We start from the raw sequence: 25,972 nt of genomic DNA, 5'->3' as shown, positions 1-25,972 counted from the left end.
TTAGCTGCAAATACAAATTCATATGAAAAAACAGTTCTTTTCATTAAGCCTACTGTCCGCCCTGCTGGCAGTCACCGGATGCAAGCAGCAGACCGGCGAGGCAAAACCGCATATCCCGACCGCTCCTCAGATGGAAGCCCGCGTAGACCGTTCCGAGCCAGTGAAGATTGTGGATATAGAGCAGGCTTTCCAGAAACCCGAACAGTTGAAATTAAGCCAGATTGCTTCGGAAATCGAATATTACACCGTTGGCGATGCTCGCTATCCCGTCACCCAAGCGATCGAAATACCGGACAGCAACGCGTTTATCACCTTCAACAATCCGCGTATCTACTACCGGAAGCAGGGTATTCCAAGCAAACGATACGGCTTCAAGGCATTAGCCTATAAATGGAACAACGAGATGAACGGGCAGACCCTGTTTTACGACAAGAAAACAACCCGCATGTATGTTGCCCTCAGCGGTAAAACGCAAGAGACACGACTGACAGGAGCCGACAGCACTCCCTGCATCGGTGAACTGCCTCCGCTGGACACCATGCTGACAATCACCAACTACGTGTTCCCAGAAAACCTGCCGGCTGAATATTCGCTGAACCTGACATACGACAAACTGTTAGGCTTTTCCTCCAATGGCTACACCCTGTGCCGCTACGGAGAGAAGACAGGAGAACCGGATGGCATCACAACATTCAACCTGTTGGGCGATACGCTCTGCAAGTTCCGGCTGAAAGAGGGGGAAATGACCCCGCGCACGGTTACCGATAACATTCCATTCTTCCAAACATTCTACTGGAATACACAACAGGACAAGATGACGTTCATGATGCCCTATTGCGACACCGTCTACCAATTGCGTGACCCGCAAACCATCGCACCGCTATATGCCATCCATTACGGAGAGAAAAAACTCGCCCTGTCCGACTATAAAGGAGAAATCCCCGAAGGACGGATGTGGCAGAGAACATTCTACGAGAACCCAAAAGGGCTGTTTATAGGCCTTTACCAGAAAGGAAGTCCGATAATTGCCGACTGGATCGGCTGGGAATACACCTACAAACCGACCCTGACCCATCAAGCGGTCTACCTGAAAGACGAAGGACGGACCGTTCTCCTGCCAACAAAAATGGTAAAAGGAGGCAAAGGATTTACCAACGACCTCGACGACAGCGGCCTGGCTTTCTGGCCGGACGGACAAACAGACGACTGCCTTTATATGCTCCGCACAGTAACGGAAATGCGCGAGTTGGTGAAACGCAACGGTTCGCCGAAGCAGAAAAAGCTGCTCGAGCTGCTGGACAATCCGAAAGTATTCGAACGGGATTATGTGATGATTGTCGTACGTTGAACAGACGGGTTACAAGCCATATTTACGCATCTTATTATATAAGGTCTGACGGCTGATATTCAGCTGTTGCGCACAAAGTGTCAGATTACCGTTCTTCTCGTGCAGCACCTCGCTGATAAACAACTTCTCCATCTCTTCCAACGTAACCGGACGGGATGTGGAAGTTGTTTCTTCCATGTAGAAATCATCCGCTTCCAACAAAGACGAATCAGACAGCAGGACAGCCCGTTCGATCGTTTGCTGCAAAGCCAGAAGATCGCCCTTTTGTATCAGAAGCGACAGTTTCAGCAACCCTTCAGGAGTAATGGCAGGCAACGGTTTTCCATAAGCCAGTGCATATTTCTTCAGCAAAGAACCAACAAGCAACGAAACAACCTCTTTTGCCGAGACGGAATCATCCTTCTGTTCCTTCCGCCGCCTGAAAGCATCCTGCAAGGTCCTGATCAGTTTATCATTATCCCAAGGCTTCACGATAAAATCAGCCGCCCCGCGTTTAAGGGCGGAAACAGCCAACTCGATATCTCCGAAAGCCGTTATCAACACCACCGCCGGCGGATTGGGACGCTCGACAATCCGTTCCAGCCAAAACAATCCCTCAGCCCCATCCTGCCGCCCGGTCCCAAAATTCATATCTAACAAGACCAGATCGACATCGCCTTCGCGCAACAAGGCAGGCAGAAGCGCCGGTTGCGACACTCCCACTACCGTCTTAAACTCGCGTGCCAGAATCATTTTCAATGTTTTCAGTACCGCTTCGTTATCATCTATCAGGATTATTTTTCCTTCCGGCATACTTATCCTCTCTCTCTTTTTATAGCAACAAAAATAAAACATTATAAGACATCTTTCATGAGATGCAGGCTTTTTAAATTAATTATTTCTTTCCACCAATAGCTTCAAAGCCTTACCCTTTGCAACACAAATATTGTTATACCAGGTTTATAAGGAGTGAATGGATGCCATATCCTTTGTCGAAGTAGTGCCGATACATTGGAAGAGGCCATACATATCTAAGAAAAAGAACCTGTAAATGATGATTTATCGGTGCGTCGCTATGTTTATATTACCGGACGCAGATTTCGCAGACGACGCAGACGAACGCAGATCATTTATTGTTTCAAATATGCCAAACTTTGAACCTCCTACAAATAAAGAAAAATACAATAACCCCCTTTTCGGCCGTTTTTCTATTTCGTCCGAAATCTTGATCGATTTTGGATTGACTCTTTTCACGGTTTTAGTCTGATCGGATGACAATAGAAAAAATGAGGTGCGCAGTCCGTCTCGGAAAGCGTACAATTTGATTACCAAAAAGCGGAAACGCCGACAAAGTGATAAACCTTAACTCCCGGAGAATCGAATATTTGAAAATAAAACGGACGGCGTCCCAAATATCGCAAGGAAATTTAGGTGCATTTTTGCCCTTATGACGGTCCTCTTTTCAATTACGACCGTCCAAATCGCCATTACGACCGTCCTAATCTTCGCGAGGTGCCGAGTGCACTACACATTAGCACGGTCGTAATGGCAAAGAGGACGGTCGTAATTGTTGAAAACGCTCAAGAAAGGCGAAAAAGTCCCTTTTTGAGGTCAAAAAAACGGATTAACATTTGTTTTGTTTCGGATGTCTCCTGAGCTCGAAAAATGCGTTTTTTACAATAAGACCCCCTGCTGCAGGCTCTCTTTTGCCGTTGATTTCAATCAACGGGTTGATAAATTCCCGGCTTTGTCGGATTCCTCTGTGGGTTTGAACCCCTTTCAAATATCTACAGGCAATCTCTATTAAAGGGGCTGAAGCCCACAGAGGAAGAGGCTCTGCCTCTAAGCTCTAAAACCGTTCGTTGAAACGAAACGGCAAAAGAGAGCCTGCGGCAGGGGGCTTATTGTATAAAACGTTTTTTTTGAGCTCGAAAGGCACCCTAATTCAAACAAATGTCAAATCACTTTTCAGCCGTCAAAAAGGAGCTTTTTCCTATGATCCGGAACCTTATCGCCATGAAGAGGGACTTTATCGCTCTGACCCGGAACTTTGTCGCTCTGAAGTCGGACTTCATATAGCACGAAGTCAACCTTCAGAGCGATGAAGCGTTACTTCAAGGCTATTTTCTGCGCACCTCACGGCAACAAGCCCTTAAAATTTCCTTGGGATATTTGGAACGCCGTCCGCCTTCGTTCGCAAATAATCGATTCTCCGGGAGTTAAGGTTTATCACATTGTCGGCGTTTTCATCTTTCGATAATCAAATTGTACACTTTTCGCCATAGACTCGGCACCACATTTTCTCTGTTGTCAGCCGAGCCGGTTAAAACCGTGAAAAGAGTCAATCCAAAATCGATCAAGATTTCGGATGAAATAGAAAAATGGCTGAAATAGGGGTTATTGTAATTTCTCAATTTGCAGAAGGTCCAAAACTAAAAAATAATGAGCTATCCTGATCCCGCGTCGGAGCGCGGGATCAGGATAGCTCATATCTGCCAAATTATGAAACAACATTTCCTCTGCACTGTCCAACAATTAGACAATTTCATCCTTATCCGGAGAAAAAAGCGGTTGATTGTTTGGGGTGTCCGACAAAAGGGGATAGTTTTGGTTCATTAATCAAGAGATAGTCATGAAAGCAGTTGCACTTAAACTTGTCCTCCGTAGTTGGTGGCGGAACAAGACGTTTTCCATTATTTCAATCGTCAGCCTTGCCATCGGAATTGCCTGTACAAACCTGTTGGCGGCCTTTGTCATTTATGAATTCAATATAGAGGCAAGTAATCCGGATAAGGACAAGATTGTCTATATGGCGCAAGACTCGCCGATGAAGTCAGGTGAGATCGTTTCTTATATCGTAGGACAAATTCCGATTGATTTAAAAGAGAAATATACGGAGGTCGAGGATTATCTGCGCTTCAGCGCGATTAATTGCAAATCAGTCACCATAGGAGATAAACGATATGAGCCTATTCTAATCACCACTACTGACACGACATTTGCCCATTTCTTCAAGTATAAAGTATTGTATGGCGACTTGCAAGACGCTCTTTCCGCCCCGGATAAAGCGGCATTAAGCGAATCTTGCGCTCGAAAACTGTTCGGAGATGCAAATCCCATAGGGAAGATCGTTCAGATAGATCTTGCGGATGGAGGTATGCGGTATAACGATGAAGTAATAGCACCTTCCCGGTCTTTCCAAATCGCAGCTGTCCTGAAAGAATATCCGCAGTCTTATATCAGATTCGACATGCTTACCGGCAACGAACAGGAATACCACGGCGGGATCGCTCTTCTGAAAGTATCCGCCTCATTCGATAAAGAGGGATTTGCCAAGAAGATAAAAACGGATGGGGTTCCCACGCTTCAACAAGAGAAAGGGAGTTATCATTTCACCTCCTTGCAAGACTCCTACTTCCAACACTATACACAGGAGTCTATTCCCTATATCGTCCGGTCGCAACGGTCGCTATTGCTCATCGGGCTGATCTCGGCACTGCTGATTCTGCTGATTGCCTGCTTCAACTATATCAACCTCAGCTTCTCCCGGATTCTTCAACAGATACGGATCGTGCATACACAGAAGCTGATGGGGGCAACACGTTCGGAGATCAATTCCCAACTGTTTCTGGATACTTTCCTGACAGTCGGTATCGCCTTTTTACTGTCGCTACTGATCGCCCACGATCTGGTTCCGGCCTTCAACCGGATCATGTCCGGACGAATCACAACCGGCTTTTTCTTGAACAGCCAGGTGTTACCTTTTATTAGCGGTCTGATCCTGGTCTTATCTGTCATCCCCGCCTGCTATATGAGCCGGAAAATCTCTAACCTGACGGATAGCAACTACCGCATATTTTTTACCGGAAATAAGAAAAGAAAGATCGTCACTGCACTATCCATTATACAATATGTCATATCCATCGGCCTGATTATCGGTACACTGACCATACATGCACAGTTAAGGCTGGTCCAAAAGAAAGGAGAAAGCTACCGTAATCTGGTCGAGATCGGAAACTGGATGGGTGGAAACGTGAATGTCAGCACAATCGCGGCAGAGCTAAAAGACAAACCGGGAATAGCCTCCATTACGCGTGCCGGAGGTTCAATCCTTTACGCCTGGCTTCGGCAGATCATTATTGATAACAAAGACGGATCGGAGACGTATCATTCGATGGTCCAGTATATGGGTGAAGAGAGTCTTCTGAAAACATTGGACATACAAATTCTTCAGGGAGTGACACCCGAAGAAGCGATACGGAAGTATGATCGGCCGGTCTATATAAACCAAAGATACGCAAACATCCTGGTCCCAGCCGGTGAAAACCCAGTCGGGCAGCCGATCCAGCAATACGACAAGTATTTCGACGACGGCACGGGGCAAAGCTGTACGATTTGCGGGATTGTCAGTGATATCTACATTAATACGCTGGAAGAAGAAGTGATGCCAGCCCTGATCTACCTCAGTGATGCCAGTGCCAAGAATTTCCAGATGCTCTATGTTAAACTCGACGAAAAGCGGAAAAAGGAAGGGATGGAGGCGATACGGACCGTATGGGAGAAAGTAAATCCAAGCGAATACTTCACTTATGTAGATGTCTATGCCGGCTTCATGCAACGCAACCGGAAAACCACCGATATGGCGAACCTGCTGTTGATGTATGCCATTATCAGTATATTCCTGACCTGTTTCGGGCTGTTCGGCATGGCGCTGTATGCGACTGAACAACGAACCAAGGAAATCGGAATCCGGAAGGTGAACGGGGCCAGCACAGGAAATATCATGCTGCTGTTGCTCAGACAATTTGCAGGATGGATTGCGATTGCTTTTGTGATTGCCGTTCCTTTCACCTGGCTTTTGCTGAACCGCTGGCTGGAAGGGTTCGCCAACCGGGTCAGTGTCGCGCCGATCCATTTCCTGCTGGGCGGACTGACGGTTCTGATCATCACCCTGTTGACGGTCGGTTGGCACAGCTACCGGGCGGCATCAGGCAATCCGGTCAAGAGTTTGCGGAGCGAATAGCCTGCCTCAAAATTCGAACCGCACACCGGCCCCGACACCAATCAGTGTCGTATTCTCGGTACGGTAGCTCATCGGCTGGTTGTTGTCGAAATAGTAGGAATAACGCGGTTCCAGGTAAAGGTTCCAATCGCGGTAGACACGGTAAGAGACGCCGATGGAAAGGTTTAGCGATCCTTGCAAACCGTGGATGCCGGAACGGACTGTTCCTGCTTTGTGTTCATCCAGACGATAAGCTTCCAGGTGGTAAAGGGAACGTAATCCCTTTTCCACCATAAAACCTCCGGATACATATACGTTCCAATTCGGATTGTCCCACAACTTGACCACCAGGTTAACCGGAATGCCTAAATAGTGCAATCCCAACGTAGCCTTATAGCTGACAGCCCCACTCTCGTTCATCTTGGAATACAGGTAGGTATAGACAAGCCCGCTCTCGAGTGCGATACGGTTGTTCAGGTTCTTCCGGACAGTAAAGCCGAATGATAACGGCGGTGCACAATCGACATTGGAGAACGATTCCGGCCCGCGTTTCATATTCCAGTCCGGTTTCTCTTCGATAGGAGGAAAAGGATAGCCGGGATTCGGGTCATTACTGTCTATTCCACCTTGAGATTCGTCCCCCTGCAGGTTCAACCCTAAAGAGACATGTCCGCCCGTTCCCATATTCGCCCCGACTTGCCATTTGCCGCCTTTTGCCTTCGGCTTGTCCACTACAGCAATCAAGTCTCTTGTCCGGCGCCTTTCCGGCTCCGGTCCCTGATGGCGCACGGAAGACGTTTTAGCAGCCGGCTTCGAAACCGCTGCTTCTGCCGGAAGCCCGACTTCCGCCTCATCGACAAAAGTATCTTCCCAGGCAATCGTGTCTATACGGGCTATCACATCCATCTTCTTCATCGGACGAGCCACCCGTTCCCGCGCCTGACGCGGGAACGCATCTACTCCTGCCGTATCCGGTAAATCCACTTTGCCCGGTTCGGCTTGTTCCACTTCCGGCTCAACCTTATCCGCCACTAATCCGTTCTCTTGCGATCCCGCGTCAGGCGCGGGAACAGGGTCTCCAAGACGGATCAGAAGCAGCAATGCAATAACAGCGGCAGCAGCAGTCGCCCAGCCCCCGATCCGCCACAAAGAACGGCGCGGACGTTCGGACACCTTCGCTTCGATCTGTTCCCAGCACCCGCTGTCGACAGGCAGCCGGTGATCTTCCAGTTTTTGCTTCACCTTCAAACTGAACAGGTCTAATTGCTCCTTATGTTCTGTTTCTGCTGACATCGTCTTGCGTTATTAAAGATTGAACCATTTCCTGTAAAGCTTTCCGCGCCCGTGTAAACTGCGAACGGGAAGTGATCTCCTGGATATTCAGCATGGCCGCTATTTCCTTATGCGTATATCCTTCGATGGCATACAGGTTGAAGACTGTCCGGTAGCCGTTGGGCAGCCGGGAGATACATTCCAGCAAATCATCTGCCGAAAGGCGATCCAATACGGATGCATCCGCGTCTTCAACCTGTTCGCCATATTCATCAATCGGGGCACTCAACCGGAGAGCATCGTATTTACGGAGATATTCGAGTGCCGTCGTTACAAAGATCCTTCGCACCCAGGCGCCAAAAGGACCTGTGGCCGAATAGGTCTGTATCTTGGTGAATATTTTGATAAATCCATCCTGAAGCAAGTCACGGGCCGTTTCCCTGTCACGGACGTACCGGGCACATACGCTCATCATGGCAGGTGCGTACAGCTCGTATAATTCTTTACGAGCCGATGTTTCGCCACGCTTACATCCGTCGATTAACAGTTGTTCGTCCATAAATACTTGCTACTCTCTGATTGTATGATGAAAAAGGTTTTCGAATAGTTGCACCAATCTCGATTATTTATACACAAATATCTAAATTTATTTTTATCTTCGCATTATTAAAAGAGTTGATGTATGAAGCGGGGAATAAGTTTAATCATATTATTATTGTGCGCATTCTCTATGCAGGCACAATCGGATCTGACCTGGATCAGAACCGCTGAGGGGAGAATGGTGGTAGTGCCCAAACGGGCAGTATTCGACCTGAACCTGCCCAAGTTCGCATACAGGAATTTCACGCCTTCGGACAGGCAACTGATCGAAGCCAAGTTGCGTGAGTTCATTCCCGACCTGCCGACTTCATCTGTCTTCGACCAGGAACGGCCGATGGATATGATCATTTCATCCTCGGCCTACCAACCTTTTTTCAATCCCTACACACCGATGCTGCGACGGGTATCGCCGATGGCGCTCGATTTCCACGAGGTATCGGTCGTCCCTGTCAGCGAGCAGTTGGCATTCATCACGAGCGGACAACAATACACATGGCCGGGCGTAGGCGGTCTGACCCGCATTAATACGGAATTGTTATGGACTCACGAACGCTTCTCCCTCTCAGGAGGTGCTTTTGCCGGGCGCTATTTTACGCCCTTCAACCCTTCCCCGCAATTTATGGGCGGCTTCAATGCGATGGCCAGTTACGACGTAACAGACTGGATGACGGTCAGGGGATGGGGGCAATACACCTTCTATGAATCCAAAGAGAAAAACAACCCGCACCTGATGTTGAACCCGTTCTACAACCATACGAATGTGGGCGGAGCGTTCGAATTTAAAGTGAACGACAACGGTTTCAGGGTCGGAGTAGGGATCAACTACGAATACAATCCGATTCGCGGAAAGATGGAACGCCAGTTCATGTTCTATCCGGCAGGTAAAATCGGTACCTTCCGGATCGGCAACTAAAAAGAAGCATAATTAAACAAATAAACACACAATCAACATGAGAAAAGACAACCTCAGAGCAACATTCCTGTTGCTCCTGATGCTGGTTTTCGGGCTGTCATCCTGCCAGAAAACAGAAACATTCAAAGTATTACAGTTTAACATCTGGCAAGAGGGCACCGTCGTAAAAGGCGGTTTCGACGCACTGGCGGACGAGATTGTCCGCAGCGATGCCGATTTCGTGACCCTGAGTGAGGTACGCAATTACCACAACACCCGCTTTTGCGACCGGATCGTGGAAGCTTTAAAGGAGAGAGGACAGACGTATTATTCTTTCTACACGGAAGATTCGGGACTGCTCAGCCGTTACCCGATTTCGGACAGCACGACCATTTATCCTTTAAACGATGACCGGGGAAGCATGTACCGCCTGGTCACGAAAAAAGGGGAGCAAGAGTTCGCCGTCTACACCACCCACCTGGATTACCGCAACTGCGCTTACTATGACGTTCGCGGCTACAACGGGAATACTTGGGAGAAAGAGGAAGCGGTGACAGACATAGACTCCATCCTGTTCTTGAACCGGGCTTCCGTACGCGATGACGCCATTGCCAAATTCCTGGTCGAAGCAAAAAAAGACCGCGAAGCAGGCCGTATCGTTATCTTGGGCGGTGATTTCAACGAACCTTCGCACCTCGACTGGACGGAAGCGACAAAAGATATGTTCGACCATCACGGCGTTGTCGTTCCCTGGGACTGTTCCATGATGCTGGCAAAAGCAGGTTTCAAGGATTCGTATCGCGAAATGTACCCGGACCCGGTCCGCTATCCGGGATTCACCTGCCCGGCAGCCTGCCCGGATGTCGACCTCAAACGCCTGGTCTGGTCGCCGGAAGCAGACGACCGCGACCGCATAGACTTCATCATGTATGCGCCGTTTGAAGGCCTGTCGCTCACAAACGTGAGCATCATCGGCCCGAAAGGCGATATCCTTCGGGGCGAACGGGTAACGGAAGAAACTTCCGATCCGATCATCGAGCCCCTTGCCATCTGGCCGACCGACCATAAAGCTGTATTGGCGACTTTCACCCTGACCAAATAACACATATTAAGCCACGAACAAAATGGACAAACTTAGAAACATCCTCCTTTTCTGCGTTATCTCGGTAGCAGGATTTTCTTGTAAAGAGGTGCAGCAACCCGACTGCAAGATCGACATCCGCTGGAATGACGAGAAACAGGTGATAGACGGTTTCGGCATTGCACAGGCCGGCTGGTCGGACAAGCTCTACGCCCACTTCAAGCGGGAAGAAGTGTTGCAAAAAATGTTTGGGAACGACGGCCTTCGCCTAAGTATCCTACGGGGAGAAATCTTCCCCCATTACTGGGAAAACCAACAGGATAAAGATTTCAACCTCGATGACAACATCGACCTTCCCCTGACGGACGGCTTCTTCACGGAAGAATCGGACGATATAAAGCGGCGCGGACAATTATGGATCAGTCGTTATGTCAAAGAAAAATGTAAAACAGATAAGCTGTTCTTTTCCGTCTGGAGCGCTCCGGCTTATATGAAAAGTAACGGAGAGGTTTCACAAGGCGAACTGAATCCGGCCTATAACCAGGTATTTGCCGATTACCTGGCGGCTTTCTATGAAGCCTACAAATCGGCCGGACTGGAACCGTATGCGATCTCGCCCGCCAATGAACCGGGCTATGCCGCCCCCTGGAACTCTTCTTTGTGGACACCCGACAAAATGGGGGAGTTCATTATGGACTATCTGGGACCAACCTTCCAAAAGAAAGGCATAGCGGCACATATCGTATTCGGTGAGAATCCTTTCTGGTCAGCCGTCAGCTCGCAAGCCGCTTTTATTTCTTCCCGGCATTTCACCGATGCGATCATCAATCGGTATCCTGACATCACCCGCTTCCCGGTAATTGCCGCCGGACACGGATACACGCTTCCGGATTCCTATCCGGCGCCGAAAGACAGTCTGAAAACGCCTATCGAGCCGCTCGCAGAAGCCTCAAAAGCAGGCATTCCGGTCTGGCTGACGGAAATCAGTGACACGGAAGCGCTGGACACCACTATCCAAGACGGTATTAAGTGGGCCATCACGTTCCATAAATATCTGACAACGGCAGGTGCAAGCGCCTGTATCTGGTGGGCGGGCGCTCTTCCGGCCGATAATAACGAAGGACTGATCGTACTGGACCCCAACCGGCAGAATTACCGGATGACAAAGCGCTTCTATACGTTCGGCAATTTCTCCCGTTACATTCCGGTCGGCAGCAAGCGTATCGGCGTAGAAACGGACCATGCGGCGGACAGCCTGTTCGTCTCCGCCTATAAAAACGGAAACGACTTCACTGTTGTAGCCATCAACCCGACAGCGAGCGACAGACAAACCTGCCTGCAAATGGATAATCGGACATGGAACGGCCAAGTATCTTGCGCCCTCACGGATGAAAAGAACAACTGGAGCAGTTACGAAGCAACAGGGAACCGGATAAAGATACCGGCAAACAGCATATTAACAATCACAGGTTCAATCAAACAATAAATGAAAAAACAACTTTATCTTATCTACGCTCTGCTACTGGCCTTGTTATTTCCGGCCGTAAGCAACGGACAAAGCTCCGGAAAAGAGAAAATGCGGGTTATCTCGTATAATATATGGAACGGTTTCGAGAAAGACGCTTCCCGACGGGAGAACTTCATCAAGTGGGTGAAAGGACAGCAACCGGATATCCTGGCTATGACCGAACTGGTCGGATTTACGGAAAAAGACCTCGGAGAACTGGCAGCCCAATACGGCCATCCGTATTATGCGATCGTCAAGGAAGAGGGATACCCCGTTGGTGTCACCTCCAACGAACCGATCACGGTTATCAAGAAGCAGGTGGAAGGATTCTGGCATGGCATGCTGCACGTAAAAACACACGGACTGGATATAATCGTAACCCACCTCAGCCCGCATGACTGGAAATTCCGCCTGAAAGAGGCAGGAATGCTAACAAAGTATATACAGGATAACCAACTGGACAATTGCATGGTCATGGGGGATTTCAATTCCTACTCCCCTTTCGATGCCGATTGGGTGGAAACACATACACAACTGATCGAGAATATGCAAAAATGGGATGCCGAACAGGAAACATACCGGAATATGCGTGACGGACGTTTCGATTATTCCGTCCTGTCCAAGTTGCTCTCGACCGGGCTTACCGATGTTTGCCGTATGTATGTCCCGGCAGACAAACGGACGACCTTTCCGGCTGCATTTCTTTACGGATGGCAGCATGGTGACACCCGTCTGCGCGGAATAGGCGAACGGTTGGATTACATTCTGGTTTCTCCGTCCCTTGTTTCCCGATGCATTCATGCGGCTATCCACAACGGGATAGAGGCGGAAGGTATTTCCGACCACTATCCGGTAAGCGTGGATTTGCGAAACAGTAAATAATAAATTGGCGGCTACTCTCCTTCGAACTCTTGAGAATACAGGTAGCCGCCACCCAGGATGCCGGTACCGCCTTCCACATTCGAATAGATACGGATCGGTTCGGCAAAGCCAATTTCCGCCAGGTCACCGGTAAAGCCGCTTTCGTAGAGGTCGTTCAAGCTCTTCATATAGTTATAGTAGGACCGGGAAATGGAGTAGACGTAACAGCGATAGCGGTAGGGGTGGTTGACTACGTTTTCAGTATAGCTGTAACTCTTGTTCCAGGGGATGTTGAACTGATAGCTCTTCCCCGCGAACAGTTCGTCCGAAAAGGCAAGCCCGTTATAGCCTCCAACACCGTCGTAACCCAATATCTGATCGAAGGCAGAACTTTGGACGGCAAACAAGGGTTCGCTTCCGTAGTCCGGAAAGAAAGAAGACCAACGGTAAGTCGTATCTTCATCCCCTCCATAAACATTCCCCTGCCGGATGTAGAGCAGGTAATAGTTCTCCTCGCCCGGCTCATCCCGGAGAGTGAACTGCATCTTGTTCGTCTGGCTGACATAAATGATGGTTTCATTCCATACAGAAGTATCCCTCACCGTCTCCTGGATCAGGCGGCAATCCGAGACGGCGCAAGGCCGGGGAATCTCCGTAACAGCCTCGGCAGTCTTAAAACCTTCCTTCGAAGCGACAATACGAATCCGGTCGCCGGTGGCCGGGAGATAAGAGAACGATTTATACCGGATGGTCTCATCCACCGGATAGCCCCCTTCATTCTTCGTTTCGGTCAGCCGCTCGCGGAACACATCGTTCACATACAGTTCCACATCGGCACCGGAGACATAAACATCCGGAATATCCTCAGTATAAAACCAGGTGCGCGAAAGCTCCACAGACAGCGTATCGCCCTGCAACGCCAGGCAGTTCAACACCAGTTTCGGGTCCGGCCGCAGGTGCTCCAAGTTGATCTCCCGCTCGCAACCGTAAAAGACGAATGACATTAAAGCCAATAGACTGATACTATATCTCAGATTCATATTCATCATCATTTAAAACTTATAGGTGTATGAAATCGACGGGATAATCGGGAAGATGCCGACCGACTTGAATGCATTCCGATAGGTCGTCCCATTCTCTGACGTCTTATCCTTCACATCACCCTTGTAAACCATAATCGGATTCATCCGGCAATAGACATTATAAATGCTGACATTCCAGATGCCCATCCGCCCCTTTTTCTTAGGACGGTAGATATTAATACCCAGATCCAGGCGGTGATAGGCAGGAAGTTGATAATTATTGCGCTTGTCGTAATAATCCTCGCCGACCGTCCCCCAGGAAGACGTTTCACCCGGCAGGTGCAGGTGGTCGTTGGGCCGGAAGTTCTCGAGCGATAACGTCGTATAGTTGCCGGAGGAATAGGTCCAGGCGGCCGACAGTTCCACCTTGTCCGACAGCTTGTGCATCGCCACGATGTTCAGCTTATGCCGGTTGTCATAGCGGGAAGGATAGCGCAGGCCTTCGTTGATCTCGTCGAAGCGGCGGTCCGCCCATGCCAACGAATAACCCACCCATCCGGTCGTCCGTCCCGTCTGCTTGCGGACCATGAATTCGAGTCCGTAGGCATGTCCTTCGCCGACAGCCATCTTATCCTCCCACGAGACGGACGAGGGGATCAGGCTATAGCCATCCTTATATTCCAGCAGGTTGTTCATCTTCTTATAATAGCCTTCGACGGAGAAGTCCAGCAACCGGTTCCAGTTATAGTAGGCACCCAATGAAACCTGGTCGCTGACAAGCGGCTTCAGGCGACTGGTCACCGGCATCCAGGAGTCGGTCGGGATATCCATAAAGCTATTACTGATCAGGTGTACATACTGGTTCATCCGGGAATAGGAAGCCTTCAAGCTGAGATCCCGCGAAAGCAACCAGCGCAGGGAGACACGCGGTTCGAGCCCCGTATAGGTCTTGTTCTCCACACTGAACAGGCTGAAGCGCAGCCCGGCGTTCAGTCGAAAGGCGTCGGATATCTCCCAGTCGTCCTCGGCATAGGCAGCTGCTTCATGCGCCCACAGATGCTCGTCGGTGAAGGTCTGGCCGATCTGCATCGAGTCAGGCTTGTCGCTGTCCAACGCCTTCAACCGGTTATATTCCGGCTCGAAATAGTGTGCCAAATAGTCCGCTCCGAAGCGGATATGATGCGCCGCCACCGGCTGATAGTCGAAAGCGGTCCGGACACCGAAATCGGTGATGCCGGTCCGGTTCATCGTCTGGTCCAACGCATGCCGGTAGTATTCTTCACCCTCATAGCCGGAGATTTTCTCCTCGCTATAGCTGATCTTGGAACAGTAGCGGGTGTAGAAACCGGAGAGTTTTCCGAACAGTTTGTTGCTGAACGCATAGGTCCATCCGGCGGACGCGACCAGGTTTCCCCAGCGCATATAGGAGTCCTGTGTATTCAGATAGCCCTCCCAGTCGTCCTTATTCTTCGCCTTCAGCACATCATTCCCGTTGTAGAGGCTCAGATACATCCGGCTCTTCTCACTGAAACGGTGGTCGATGCGGGCGTTCAGGTCATGGAAAGCATACCGGACTTTCAAGGTGTTCCCGTCCTTCTTCTTGTGGTTGATGATCGCCATTACCGGAGTCGTCAACACATCCAGCCAGGTACGGCGGAGAGCGATATTGAAAGAGGTATGATCTTTCCAGATCGGACCTTCCAGATTCAGGTTGCCGGAGATAAGCCCCAACGAGGCGCTACCGTGGAACTCCTTCATATTCCCCTCCTTCGTCTGTACATCGACGACGGAGGACAGGCGTCCGCCGTAGCGAGCCGGGAATCCCGCCTTGAAGAAGTTCATCCCCTTGATCGCTTCATTGTTGAAGGCGGAGAAAAAGCCGCCGATATGGTTCACCTGATAGACCGGGTTGCCGTCGATCAGGAACAGGTTCTCATCCGAATTACCGCCCCGGACATACAATCCGGAGATGCCTTCCGTCCCAACAGACACACCGGGTGTCAGTTGCAGGGTACGGATGATATCGGCCTCGCCCATTAAGGTCGGAGTTGCACGTATCGTGGCATGGCTGACTTCCATTGCCCCCATCTGCGTGTTGCGGACCGTCTGGCGGTTCGTTTCCGAAGCGGTCACCAGTACTTCCTTAATCGCCGCATTGGGTTGGAGAACGATGGCCAGCACCGTATCTTGTATCAGGGAAGGAATTGTAAACGAACGGCTTTCGTAGCCGATATACGATGTTTGCAGACGGACAGGAATGCCGTTGCTGCCCGGTGGAATCGTCAACGAGAGGCTAAAGAAGCCGTAGGCATTGGTCGCCACCCCGCTCAGGCTGTTCACATCATAGACAGAAGCCCCGACCAGGGATTCCGATGAGGTCTGATCCCTCACAAAACCGCTGATCGTGACTTGTCTGGGTTTCCGTTTCAGAACGACAATGTTTCCTGTCCTCTTGTACACGATCGGATAGGCCCGGAAAAGCTGCTCCAGACAATCGTCAAGTGCTGCATCCTCTACTTTGAAACTTGTCTTCTGAAACTCCTTCAACAAAGATGATTCATACGAAAAAGTCACTCCGGCCTGCTTCCCGACCTCCGTCAGAATATCTTTCAGAGGCACTTTCAGCATATTCAATGTAACCGTTCGAACATCATCTCCACTGTTTGCCTGCGCCATCAACTTCCCCGACATGGATAAACAAATCAACCACACAAAGATGCAGGCAAACCATCCTCTCTTCATAAACTTCTTCATTCACTCTTTATTGACTATTCAACTATAAGACAGGAAACCGGGAAAAACCCCTATCCTGTCCGGGGAAAAATGTCGCGTGTACTGTGACTATGGCCAAAAAGGATTGTCGAAGGGAGTCCAGGGCTCCGTATCTCCGAAGGGCATCGTGAAGCGGTGGTGGTAGAGCTGGCAACCGGCGACGATGCCGAAACCGTCCTTTACATTCGTATAGGTAGCGGTCGGTTCGACCAACCCGTCCAGATAGGCATCGCCCAGCGAGATGGATAAATTACGGACGACGGTCAGGTACTGATAATAATCGGATGAGACTGTCATCAGCCGGACATCGTAGTGCACAATAGTCGTGACCGAATCTCCTTTATATGAATCGTAGACGGGATAAAAGGACGACCGGACGGTATATTCTTCGCCGTCGAACGTATCGTCGGGGAAAGTCCCCCGGCAGGTGTAACCGTCCAACTGCTCTATCGTCGGATTCGTGGTAGTCAAACGAAAGACGGGGTCTTCATATTTCAGGTTGAACTGCTCCACGATGTACATATCGGTCTGGTACATGGAGCTGCTGACGATGACGCTGTCCCCCTTGATATACTCGGTCTGCTTCTCGACAATCAGGCGATAATAATTCCGCTTGCCAGCCTCATCCCGGAAACGGATGTAGAGGCGTAAATGGGGCATCATACCCCAATAGTGCTCGGGAGCAATATAGCGGACCGTATCGACCGACAACACCTCCGGCCGGCCGGGCATGACGGTTTCTCCTTCCACCGGATCGAAACCAGGCGCAGAGGCAACTAACCTCAAGCGGTCACCCACCCCCGCACGGCATCCGGGCAAGACATACTGTCCCGCAAATTTAGTGTCGGTAACCGGCTGCATCGTTCCCTTTAAGCGGTCGTTGATATAGACCTGGATCGTTCCGCCGGTAACGCCGTCATTCGTAACCGTGTCGAGGATAAACCAGCTTTTAGACAGAAAGGCAGTCACATCCGCATCCGATGTAACGGGAGCGTTCAACACTAAACGTGGAGGTACGCGCGGCAAATCCAACGGCACATCCCGGGTACAGGAGGCCAACAGAACCAGAAGGGGTATGAACAATATATTTCTCATCTTCATCAGAATTTATAGGTGTATGACAGGGAAGGGACGAAGAGGAACAGCAAGGTCTGCTCCAGGACTGCCTCCCGGCCATTCTCGGTAGTATAGAAACGGGGACGGACAGAGAACGGATTCGGCTTGAAGTAAGCATTACAGAGGCTCAGGTTCCAGATTCCCATCCGCCCGTTTTTCTTGTAGCGATAGAAGTTTGCGCCCAGGTCCAGGCGGTGGTAGGGTGAAAGCTGGTAATTGTTGCGCGAGCTGGCACTGGCCCCCTCGCCTGTGCCGCCATACCACCAGAACTCCTGCCGGTATCCGTTTTCGGTATAATCCGGCGAAGAGCGGTAATACATGTCCTGGATCGTGACATGGTTGCCGGACTTGTACATCCAGGCGGCCGTCAGTTCCACCTTTCGGGAAAGTTTGTAGGACGCAACGATATCGATCTTATGCCGGTTGTCATATTTGGAGGGAAAGCGGACACCTTTGTTCACCGACCCGTCCGGAAACCAGCGGTCGGACCAGGAAAGCGTATAACCGATCCAGCCGTTAAACCGCCCGGTCTTCTTCTGCGCCATCAGCTCCAGCCCGTAGGAACGTCCCCGCCCCACTCCTACCCGGTCTTCCCAACCGGAGAAAGTCGGCATGGCCAGGCTGTTGTCTTTATATTCCACCAGGTTATTCATCCGCTTGTAATAGCCCTCCGCCGAGAAATCGAACCCTTTATAATGCCAAAAGAAACCGCCGGTCACCTGGTGAGCATTCATCGGGCGGATCTCTCCCGTCACCGGAACCCAGATATCCGTAGGCTGGCTGATATAGCTGTTGGACAGCAAATGGATATACTGGTTCATCTTCGTATAGGACGCTTTGACCGACACACGCCGTCCCAGCAGGTAACGCGCGGAGAAACGGGGCTGTAGGGACTGGTAGGTTTCCCCCTGCACGTGGAAGAGCGTGAAGCGCAGGCCGGCGTTCACCCGGAGGCGGTCGGTCAGCGTCATCTCGTCTTCGGCGTACGCCGAGACTTCATGCCCGTGAATCCGGGAGTTAGAGAAGACGGTGTTGCTCTTTTGCGTGACGACCGAATCCTTGTACCAGGAACTCATGTTACTCTGCTCCGGGCGGAAGATATGGAAAAGGTAGTCACCTCCCATCCGTATCCGGTGGTCGGCATTGGGGCGATAGTCGAAAGAGGCCCTGAGGCTGACGTCTTCCATTGCCGAACGATAGTGCCCTTCCTGAAAATAGACCTGGTCGCCCCTGTCATGGAAAGCCATAAACGTATTCTGTTTCTGGATGATATGGGAACGATAGCGGGTGTAGCCTCCCGTAAAGGTGGCGAACAGTTTCTTATTGATCACGTAGTTCCACCCGGCAGATCCGATCAGATTCCCCCAGCGCCAACGAAAATCGCGGTCTTCGCCATGCGTATCTTTCGAATCCTCCCCGTCCCGGTAACTATCGCTTCCCATATAAAAACTGAGGTAAGCACGGCTCTTGTCCGAAAAAGAATAGTCCACTTTGGCGTTCATATCGTAGAAGTGGTACCCCCCTTTCACATCCGTATCCGAACTGTGAGCCACCGCCTTCATGAGCGGCCAGGTGATCAGCTCCATCCAGGTACGGCGCACGGAGACGTTAAAAGAGGAACGATCTTTGATGATCGGCCCTTCCAGGTTGGCACGCGCCGCCAACAGCCCGATCGAGATATTCCCGTGATACTCCTTCCGGTTCCCCTCGTTTGTACGGACGTCTATAACGGAAGAAAGTCTCCCGCCGTATTCCGCCGGAAAACTCCCCTTGTAAAAAGTCGTATTCTTCACTGCATCCGGGTTGAAAGCCGAAAAGAATCCGAGCACATGATTCGTATGGTAGATCGGATTCCCGTCCAGCAGGTAGAGGTTGTCGTCGCCGTCACCTCCCCGTACAAACAGCCCGCTCATTCCTTCCGTCCCGACCGTTGTCCCCGGCAACCGCTGTAAGGTCTTGACGACATCCGTCTCGCCCAGAAGCGCCGGCAGCGACTTCACCCGGCTGACCGGTATATCGACCACGCCTACCCGACTGTTCAGTACGTCAGACCTCGGCAGGATTCCCTGTACGACGACTTCTCCCAAAGCCCCTGCCGATTTCAAAGGCAGGTCGACCAGCGTATCCTTAGTCAGTTCAAAAGTGACGGTATAACGCTCATATCCGACATAAGAAGAGGACAGTTCCACCTTTCCGGGCGGCAGCGTGATACTGTAAAAACCGTAGTTGTTGGAAACGGAGCCTTTCCCGGAAACCCGCTCGATCACGGTTGCTGATATCAAACTCTCGTAGGAAGCGGAATCGCGGATAAAACCGCTGATCGTATACAGGCGGGGTTTCTGCTTCAGGATCACATACTGTCCCGTTACCCGGTAGACAAGAGGCAAAGGATCGAACAGCCGTTTCAGGCAATAGGAAAGGGATTCTTCGCGTACCGTCAGCGAGACCTTCTGATAGTCTTTCAGCATGGACGACTCATACGAAAAGAATATCCCGGTCTGTTTCTCTATCTCCAACAGGATGTCCTGGAGCGGAACATTCCGCATATCAAGCGTCACAGCGGGAGTCGGATCAACAGACAAAGACAGAAGATCAGTCGCCCGTAGTAACGGACAACAGACACAAAGCCCTATAACAAATAGGTAAACACGATACATACTTATTTTCTTTTATCTGCCCCGGGAACCAGACGGATATCCAATGTCTGATTGATCACCATCAGGACTTCGTCAAGAGGCAGGTCATTGAATGTGGCAGTCAATCTGGAATCCGGAGAATCTACCTTATTCGTAATCTTCACATGGTAATAATCATTCAGGTCCTCGATCACCTTATCCAAAGGGGTGTCGTTGAAGCGCAACTGTTTCGTCTTCCAGGAAAGATTATTCGGATTTTCCTCCGTCAGTATTTCGATCTCCTTCTTTTCGTTGGAATAAGAGGCCGACATTCCGGCGGTCAGGATAACCGGTTCAGGTTCTTTTCCGGCGGTAAAACAGACTTTACCGGTAACGACATTCACTTCCGTGCTGCCCGGCTGTTCGTTCACCTGGAAACTGGTTCCCAACACCGTTACCTCCGTCAGAGCCGTATGGGCAGAAAAGGGGCGTGCTTCATTCCGCTTCACCTGGAAAAAGGCTTTTCCAGTCATCTCCACTACACGCCGCTCCTTTCCATATATCTTTGCATCATACCGGAGCGTAGAGCCTCCCGCCATCGCCACCAACGTGCTGTCCGGCAGATAGACATCCTTCAACTGCCCCGGTGCAGTAACCACAGACACCCATTCGGGCTTGTTCCGTTCCGTCATATAAAGCGTACCGAATCCAACCAGCAAGAGCATGGCAGAGGCTGCCGCCATCCAGTAACGGCGGAAAGACACCTTGCGGCGAATACCTTGCCGGGATGCAAACCGCTCCCAGGCTTTATCCGTATCCAGGCTTCCCTCTTTGTAGCGCCGGGCTACAAAACGGAGACGTTTTTCAAATCTGTCATCTTGCTCGTTATTCATCGTCCTACTGTTACTTACCTAATTTAAACTTATATCCGACAGACAGGCTGAGGGTATGATACTTCGCTCCGCACTTGTCATATTCGAACTCCTTCCCCAGATCGAGTTCATAACCGGCATTCATCACCCACTGTTTTGCCTCTATCCCCACCTGGAACGAGACGCCCCAGTCAAAAGGATGATCATTCATCTCCGCAGAGGTATAACCGGTACCCACTCCGCTCCAACCTTCGCCATAATGGCCTCCGGAAGCCGTCTCACCTGGTCGGTAATGCATCTGGGACACCTCCCATCTATCCGTCATCGAGCAGGCGATGTAAGGACCGGCTGCCAGATTCAGGCTGACGTCATCCGCCAGGCGGATCGAGAGGTTCGCCATCACCGGCATCTGCAGGAAGTGGCGGTTACTCTTGACACTGTACTCTCCGAACATCGCGTTTTCAGGAGCCGATACCCCTTCGATCACACTAACCTGTCCGAACAACAGACCCTTGTAAGAAAATCCCCGCTGCGTATAATACAAACCCGATTTCACGGAGAACCATCCCGGTATCACGTCATATCCGACTCCTATACCGACTTTCCAACGGCTGTCCCAAGGTTTATTCACCAAAGAAGCGTCAACCCGGTTTATAGCCGTCATTCCCACTTCCGGTGTCAGCGACCAACGTTGTGCATTCACTGATACTGCACACATCATCAACATCACAAATAATACGAATTTCTTCATCTCTCTTTTTCAGTTTTAGTGATACAAACATTTTAAACTTTCTAACACTAAGACTAAGAAATCTGAAAAAACCCCTATCCGCTCAGGAAAAAAAGAAACAATAAATCCGTACGGCAGTCTCACGCAACGTCTTCAACGCTTTGCCTATCTGGTTCTCGACTGTTTTAATCGATATATTCAGCTCCTCCGCAATCTCCTGGTATTTCAATCCGTCCCGTTTGGAAAGCAGAAATATCTTTTTCCGCTCGGGAGGCAATTCGTCGATAGCCGCCCAGAGACGGGCGTCACGCTCGGACTGGTACATCTGTTCCTCCTCCGACGTATCTTCCATATCGGCAAGGAACTCTGTTGTCTGTCCGGTATCGGCGGACTGGGCGATAAGTGTGAGGGAACGGTTTCGTACAGCCTGGTACAGATAAGATTTAAAGTTGGCAATCGCCACGTTATGGCTGCATTTATCCCAGACATCGGCAAATGCTTGCTGCACGACATCTTCGGCATCTTCCGTCTTTTCGGTAAAACGAAGTGCAAACATGCATAAGGGCCTGTAAAGGTCCTTGAAAATACGTTCAAATTCTCCCGCAGATATTGCCGCCATACGTTTGTTACTTGTCTCTATTCACTGCAAAGTAAAGCAGTTTTCCATTTAACAATCCGATTTTCAGGTTATTTATTATGATTTTAATAAAATATATCGTATTCCGGAGAGGTATAGGTATTTTATACAAAAAGAGATGAAAAAGGGCAGGTTAAACACCTACCCTTCCAATTATCTTCTTATTAAGAATGGGCTTATCCTCTGAAGCCGATAATCTCGCGGACCTCACGCAAAGTCTTCGCTGCGCTTTCGCTGGCTCTTTCAGCACCCATGCGGGCTACCTTTTCCATATATTCCTCATTGGAACGGATGTCCAGGATACGTTCGCGTATCGGAGCGCAGAAATTGGCGATGTCTTCAGCCAACTGCTTCTTCAGGTCTCCATAGCGGATCTCGCAATTGTTATATTTCTCGTTGAAGAAATCGTATGTGTCCTTTGTCGACACAATCTCCATCATCGTGAACAGATTGGCAATCGGTTCGGGCTTCACGCTGTTCGGCTCCGTTGGGCCGGCATCGGTCACTGCCTTCATCACCTTCTTTTTGATCGTCTTCTCGTCGTCGATCAGGTAGATTGCATTCCCCTCGCTCTTTCCCATCTTGCCGGAACCGTCCAGGCCGGGCACCTTGATCGCCTTATGCGAATAGTAGAAAGAGGCGGGCTCCGGGAAAAACTCGACTCCGAACGTAGAATTGAAACGGCGGGCAAAACGGCGGGCCATCTCCATATTCTGTTCCTGGTCTTTTCCGACCGGCACTTTTACTGCCTTATGAATGATAATGTCGGCAGCCATCAGAGTCGGATAGGTCAGCAAGCCGGCGCTTACGCTATGTTTGTTGCTTTCGTTGAAGATTTCCTTTTCCACATCGCCTTCCGTTGTTTCCACCCGGTCGATATGCAGCTGTTGGCGTGCCTTGTCTTTAAACGAAGTCGTACGCATCAGTTCACCGATCCCGGCATTCATATTCAGGTACAGATACAACTCGGCCACCTCACGCACATCGCTCTGGATATAAATTGTCGCTTTTTCCGGATCGATGCCGCAGGCCAGATATTCGGCCAGGATCGTTTTCACGCTGTTACGGATATTATCGGGATGCGGATGTGTAGTCAACGAGTGCCAATCTGCAATGAAGAAAAAGCAATTATACTCATTTTGCATTTGCAAAAATCCTTTTACTGCTCCGAAGTAATTCCCCAGATGCAAATTACCGGTTGGGCGGATGCCACTTACTACTGTTTCCATTTTCTTTCTAAATCAATTTGTTTATTCAAGTGGGGCAAAGATAGTAATTATTTTCCAGAGTTATAATTCTCTAACTTCGATCCGCAGTACTTGCAATACTCCGCCAGCTCTTCGTGCCCGTCCTGATGGCAATTCGGACATTTATAACGGCTTCTTTTCCGCTGTTCCCCGACCATCGTCGCCGACACGATCCCTGTCGGGACCGCAATAATCGTGTAGCCGATCAACATCACGATAGCCGAAAGAAAACGTCCGGCAGGCGTAACGGGTGTTATATCGCCATACCCGACAGTCGTCATCGTCACAATCGCCCAATAGATACTGTTCGGTATGTTATTAAACTGCGTTCCGGGTTGGTTCCCTTCTATCATATACATGATCGTCCCGATCGAAGTGACCAGGATCAGCACGAAAAAGAAAAAGACGAAAATCTTGGGTGCACTGATCCGGAGCGATTTCAACAACAGGTTCCCTTCCTTCAGGAAATTAAACAGCTTGAACACACGAAAGACCCGAATCAACCGGAATGCCCGGATCACAATCAGATAGCGCGTACCGGCAAAGAAAAAACTAAGGTAGACCGGTAGTGTCGCCAGTAAATCGACAATCCCGAAAAAGCTGAAAATATACTTCTTAGGCCGTGGCGAACAATAGATCCGGACCAAGTATTCAAAGGTAAAGAAAGCGGTAAACACATATTCCAAAATACGCAATGCAAACGTGTAGTGATAAGAAAACGACTGTATGCTCTCCAGTATCACCACCACCACACTTGCAATAATAAACCCGATCAAACAAGTATCAAACAGTTTTCCCTTCGGTGTATCCGACTCGAATATAATCACATACAACTTCCTCTTCAAGTCCTCATCATGAAGAAAAGCATCCACACGCTCCCGCAGTTTCGTAAAAAGTCCCATAATCAGAATCTTTATCTTATAGTTGGTTCCACTAAGTTCCTTACCATCTCTTACCTTACTTCTATTTCTGGCATTTGCCTTTTCAAAAATTCAATTATTTTATCAATCACTTCCGGATTTTGCTTTATCAGCTCACTACTATGCCCATTTTCCACAAGATATAATTCCGCTTTGATTTGCTTCTCGGTCAAGAGTGTGTAAAAGTCATTTACCTGTTGCAAATCGACCAAACGGTCATTTTTAGCATGAATAACCAAAGTCGGCGGAAAATTAGGTTTTACATTGCTGGCCAATGTATATCTTTCTAACTTTTCTGGTTCCTTTGCAGGATCAAAACCAAAAATCTCATACAATGCTAACCAGTTTTTCCCAAGAAATCTCCATAACTCCATCCTACTATCATAATTTCCGTACGAAACCACAGAATCCTTGACAATGTCATACGGTCCGGGGCGGTTTAACACATCTAAATCCCCCATCTGAATATTTGCCGTGGAAAATCCGGTCGGCGTTGAAATAGCGACAATAGCATCCGGCATCAGATCTCCGCCAAAACCGGAAGAGAGAGCCAGATATCCCCCCGAAGATCCTCCTGCAACTGCAACTTTAGCGGTATCAATATTATATTTTTGTTGCCCGTTTAGCTTAATCCACTTAATAACATCACTCACATCCTTAAGCATTTCATCAAGTTTTGTTTCCGGAGCTAATCTATAATCAGCCGCCACAACTGCATAACCATTGGCAAGGAGCTTTTCCTTAAGAGGAATATCCAATCCCTGGTCTCTGTTTCCAAACATAAACCCGCCACCGTGAAAATACACCAAAACAGGATATTTTTCCTGCGAAACAGGCAAGAATATATTTGCCTTTATAGCATGTCCTTTAACCGTTTTATATACAAACTCCTGCTTTTCATATTGAACATTCCGGGAAAATGCATTTGTATAATAAATTAGTAATAATCCGGTTAGCAGAAATAAATGTCTTAATTTCATATCGTCAATAATTTAATTTGAAGTACGATCTTCTTTGCATACATTACAAATATAGCAAATATTTGAGAAACAGGCGTTACAAATCTTTAAGCTGCCCGGTGCAACAGACTTTATTTTTCCAAAAATCCATATTATCCAAAAAGCATTGTCATTTTTGTAGTAATTATGACTGATTTTAAGCCTCTCGCAAATCGGGGAAATTGACAATAACCCCTTTTTGGGCCGTTTTTCTATTTCGCCCGAAATCTTGATCGATTTTGGATTGACTCTTTTCATGGTTTTAGCCTTCCCGGCTGACAACAAACGGAATGAGGTGCCGAGACCATTCCGAAAAGCGTACAATTTGATTACCAAAAACCGGAAACACCGTCAAAGTGATAAAGCTTAACTCCCGGAGAATCGAATATTTGAAAATAAAACGGAGGGCGTTCCAAATATTCCAAGGAAATTCAGGGGCTTTTTTGCCATGAAAACGGTCCTCTTTTCAATTATGACCGTCCAAATCGCCATTACGACCGT

At 49.3% G+C, this 25,972-nt stretch carries 19 protein-coding genes; 6 read left to right on the top strand and 13 right to left on the bottom strand.

What is annotated here, in order from left to right:
- The first annotated feature begins 22 nt into the window (after nucleotides 1–22).
- On the top strand, nucleotides 23–1,348 hold the full coding sequence (locus tag DWU89_RS13060; protein ID WP_115500070.1) for a DUF4933 domain-containing protein: 1,326 nt from the start codon (nucleotides 23–25) through the stop codon (nucleotides 1,346–1,348).
- Between the two features lie 9 nt (nucleotides 1,349–1,357).
- Here DWU89_RS13060 and DWU89_RS13055 read toward each other — a convergent pair whose 3' ends face one another.
- Entirely contained in the window at nucleotides 1,358–2,140 is a 783-nt protein-coding gene (locus DWU89_RS13055) for a response regulator (protein WP_115500069.1), read from the bottom strand.
- Nucleotides 2,141–3,959: 1,819 nt separating this feature from the next.
- Between DWU89_RS13055 and DWU89_RS13045 the strand changes: the two genes are divergently transcribed.
- On the top strand, nucleotides 3,960–6,350 hold the full coding sequence (locus DWU89_RS13045; RefSeq protein WP_115500067.1) for an ABC transporter permease: 2,391 nt from the start codon (nucleotides 3,960–3,962) through the stop codon (nucleotides 6,348–6,350).
- Between the two features lie 6 nt (nucleotides 6,351–6,356).
- On the opposite strand, the gene DWU89_RS13040 is transcribed toward DWU89_RS13045, so the two are convergent.
- Both DWU89_RS13040 and DWU89_RS13035 read right to left on the bottom strand, forming a co-directional pair.
- Entirely contained in the window at nucleotides 6,357–7,622 is a 1,266-nt protein-coding gene (locus DWU89_RS13040) for a porin family protein (RefSeq protein WP_115500066.1), read from the bottom strand.
- A complete protein-coding gene (locus tag DWU89_RS13035) occupies nucleotides 7,600–8,160 on the bottom strand; it encodes an RNA polymerase sigma factor (RefSeq protein ID WP_115500065.1) in 561 nt (186 codons plus the stop codon). The genes DWU89_RS13040 and DWU89_RS13035 overlap by 23 nt, the downstream gene beginning before the upstream one ends.
- Nucleotides 8,161–8,283: 123 nt before the next feature.
- Between DWU89_RS13035 and DWU89_RS13030 the strand changes: the two genes are divergently transcribed.
- The 4 genes from DWU89_RS13030 to DWU89_RS13015 are packed head-to-tail and all read left to right on the top strand — an operon-like array spanning nucleotide 8,284 to nucleotide 12,563.
- Nucleotides 8,284–9,114, top strand: coding sequence for a hypothetical protein (locus DWU89_RS13030; protein ID WP_115500064.1), 831 nt, complete (start codon nucleotides 8,284–8,286; stop codon nucleotides 9,112–9,114).
- 37 nt (nucleotides 9,115–9,151) lie between these two features.
- Complete coding sequence (locus DWU89_RS13025) at nucleotides 9,152–10,195, top strand: endonuclease/exonuclease/phosphatase family protein (protein WP_115500063.1); 1,044 nt, start codon at nucleotides 9,152–9,154, stop codon at nucleotides 10,193–10,195.
- Nucleotides 10,196–10,217: 22 nt separating this feature from the next.
- Complete coding sequence (locus DWU89_RS13020; protein WP_115500062.1) at nucleotides 10,218–11,660, top strand: glycoside hydrolase; 1,443 nt, start codon at nucleotides 10,218–10,220, stop codon at nucleotides 11,658–11,660.
- Complete coding sequence (locus DWU89_RS13015) at nucleotides 11,661–12,563, top strand: endonuclease/exonuclease/phosphatase family protein (protein ID WP_115500061.1); 903 nt, start codon at nucleotides 11,661–11,663, stop codon at nucleotides 12,561–12,563.
- An 11-nt stretch (nucleotides 12,564–12,574) separates the two neighbouring features.
- Here DWU89_RS13015 and DWU89_RS13010 read toward each other — a convergent pair whose 3' ends face one another.
- From DWU89_RS13010 to DWU89_RS12965, 10 genes are all read right to left on the bottom strand, one after another.
- A complete protein-coding gene (locus DWU89_RS13010) occupies nucleotides 12,575–13,582 on the bottom strand; it encodes a DUF4249 domain-containing protein (RefSeq protein ID WP_244205908.1) in 1,008 nt (335 codons plus the stop codon).
- A 12-nt stretch (nucleotides 13,583–13,594) separates the two neighbouring features.
- Nucleotides 13,595–16,318, bottom strand: coding sequence for a TonB-dependent receptor (locus DWU89_RS13005; protein WP_115500060.1), 2,724 nt, complete (start codon nucleotides 16,316–16,318; stop codon nucleotides 13,595–13,597).
- An 87-nt stretch (nucleotides 16,319–16,405) separates the two neighbouring features.
- The gene (locus tag DWU89_RS13000; RefSeq protein WP_115500079.1) at nucleotides 16,406–17,431 is read right to left on the bottom strand and encodes a DUF4249 domain-containing protein; all 1,026 of its coding nucleotides are present in this window, start codon (nucleotides 17,429–17,431) and stop codon (nucleotides 16,406–16,408) included.
- 5 nt (nucleotides 17,432–17,436) lie between these two features.
- The gene (locus DWU89_RS12995; RefSeq protein ID WP_115500059.1) at nucleotides 17,437–20,109 is read right to left on the bottom strand and encodes a TonB-dependent receptor; all 2,673 of its coding nucleotides are present in this window, start codon (nucleotides 20,107–20,109) and stop codon (nucleotides 17,437–17,439) included.
- Nucleotides 20,110–20,111: 2 nt separating this feature from the next.
- Complete coding sequence (locus DWU89_RS12990) at nucleotides 20,112–20,960, bottom strand: FecR family protein (RefSeq protein WP_115500058.1); 849 nt, start codon at nucleotides 20,958–20,960, stop codon at nucleotides 20,112–20,114.
- Between the two features lie 10 nt (nucleotides 20,961–20,970).
- Nucleotides 20,971–21,690 carry an outer membrane beta-barrel protein gene (locus tag DWU89_RS12985; RefSeq protein ID WP_115500057.1) on the bottom strand — a complete coding sequence of 240 codons (720 nt, stop codon included), beginning with the start codon at nucleotides 21,688–21,690 and terminating at the stop codon, nucleotides 20,971–20,973.
- An 82-nt stretch (nucleotides 21,691–21,772) separates the two neighbouring features.
- Nucleotides 21,773–22,288, bottom strand: coding sequence for an RNA polymerase sigma-70 factor (locus tag DWU89_RS12980; protein ID WP_115500056.1), 516 nt, complete (start codon nucleotides 22,286–22,288; stop codon nucleotides 21,773–21,775).
- Between the two features lie 194 nt (nucleotides 22,289–22,482).
- Nucleotides 22,483–23,535 (bottom strand): tryptophan--tRNA ligase, encoded by a 1,053-nt coding sequence (gene trpS, locus DWU89_RS12975; RefSeq protein ID WP_115500055.1) that lies wholly within the window; start codon nucleotides 23,533–23,535, stop codon nucleotides 22,483–22,485.
- A gap of 47 nt (nucleotides 23,536–23,582) precedes the next feature.
- Nucleotides 23,583–24,455 carry an ion transporter gene (locus tag DWU89_RS12970; RefSeq protein WP_115500054.1) on the bottom strand — a complete coding sequence of 291 codons (873 nt, stop codon included), beginning with the start codon at nucleotides 24,453–24,455 and terminating at the stop codon, nucleotides 23,583–23,585.
- A 50-nt stretch (nucleotides 24,456–24,505) separates the two neighbouring features.
- Entirely contained in the window at nucleotides 24,506–25,453 is a 948-nt protein-coding gene (locus DWU89_RS12965; RefSeq protein WP_115500053.1) for an alpha/beta hydrolase, read from the bottom strand.
- Nucleotides 25,454–25,972 lie beyond the last annotated feature (519 nt).

The sequence above is a fragment of the Parabacteroides acidifaciens genome (genome assembly GCF_003363715.1).
GTDB classification, from domain to species: Bacteria; Bacteroidota; Bacteroidia; order Bacteroidales; family Tannerellaceae; genus Parabacteroides; species Parabacteroides acidifaciens.
Note: the sequence above shows the minus strand (reverse complement) of the source record. Positions and strands in the feature narration are given on the sequence as shown.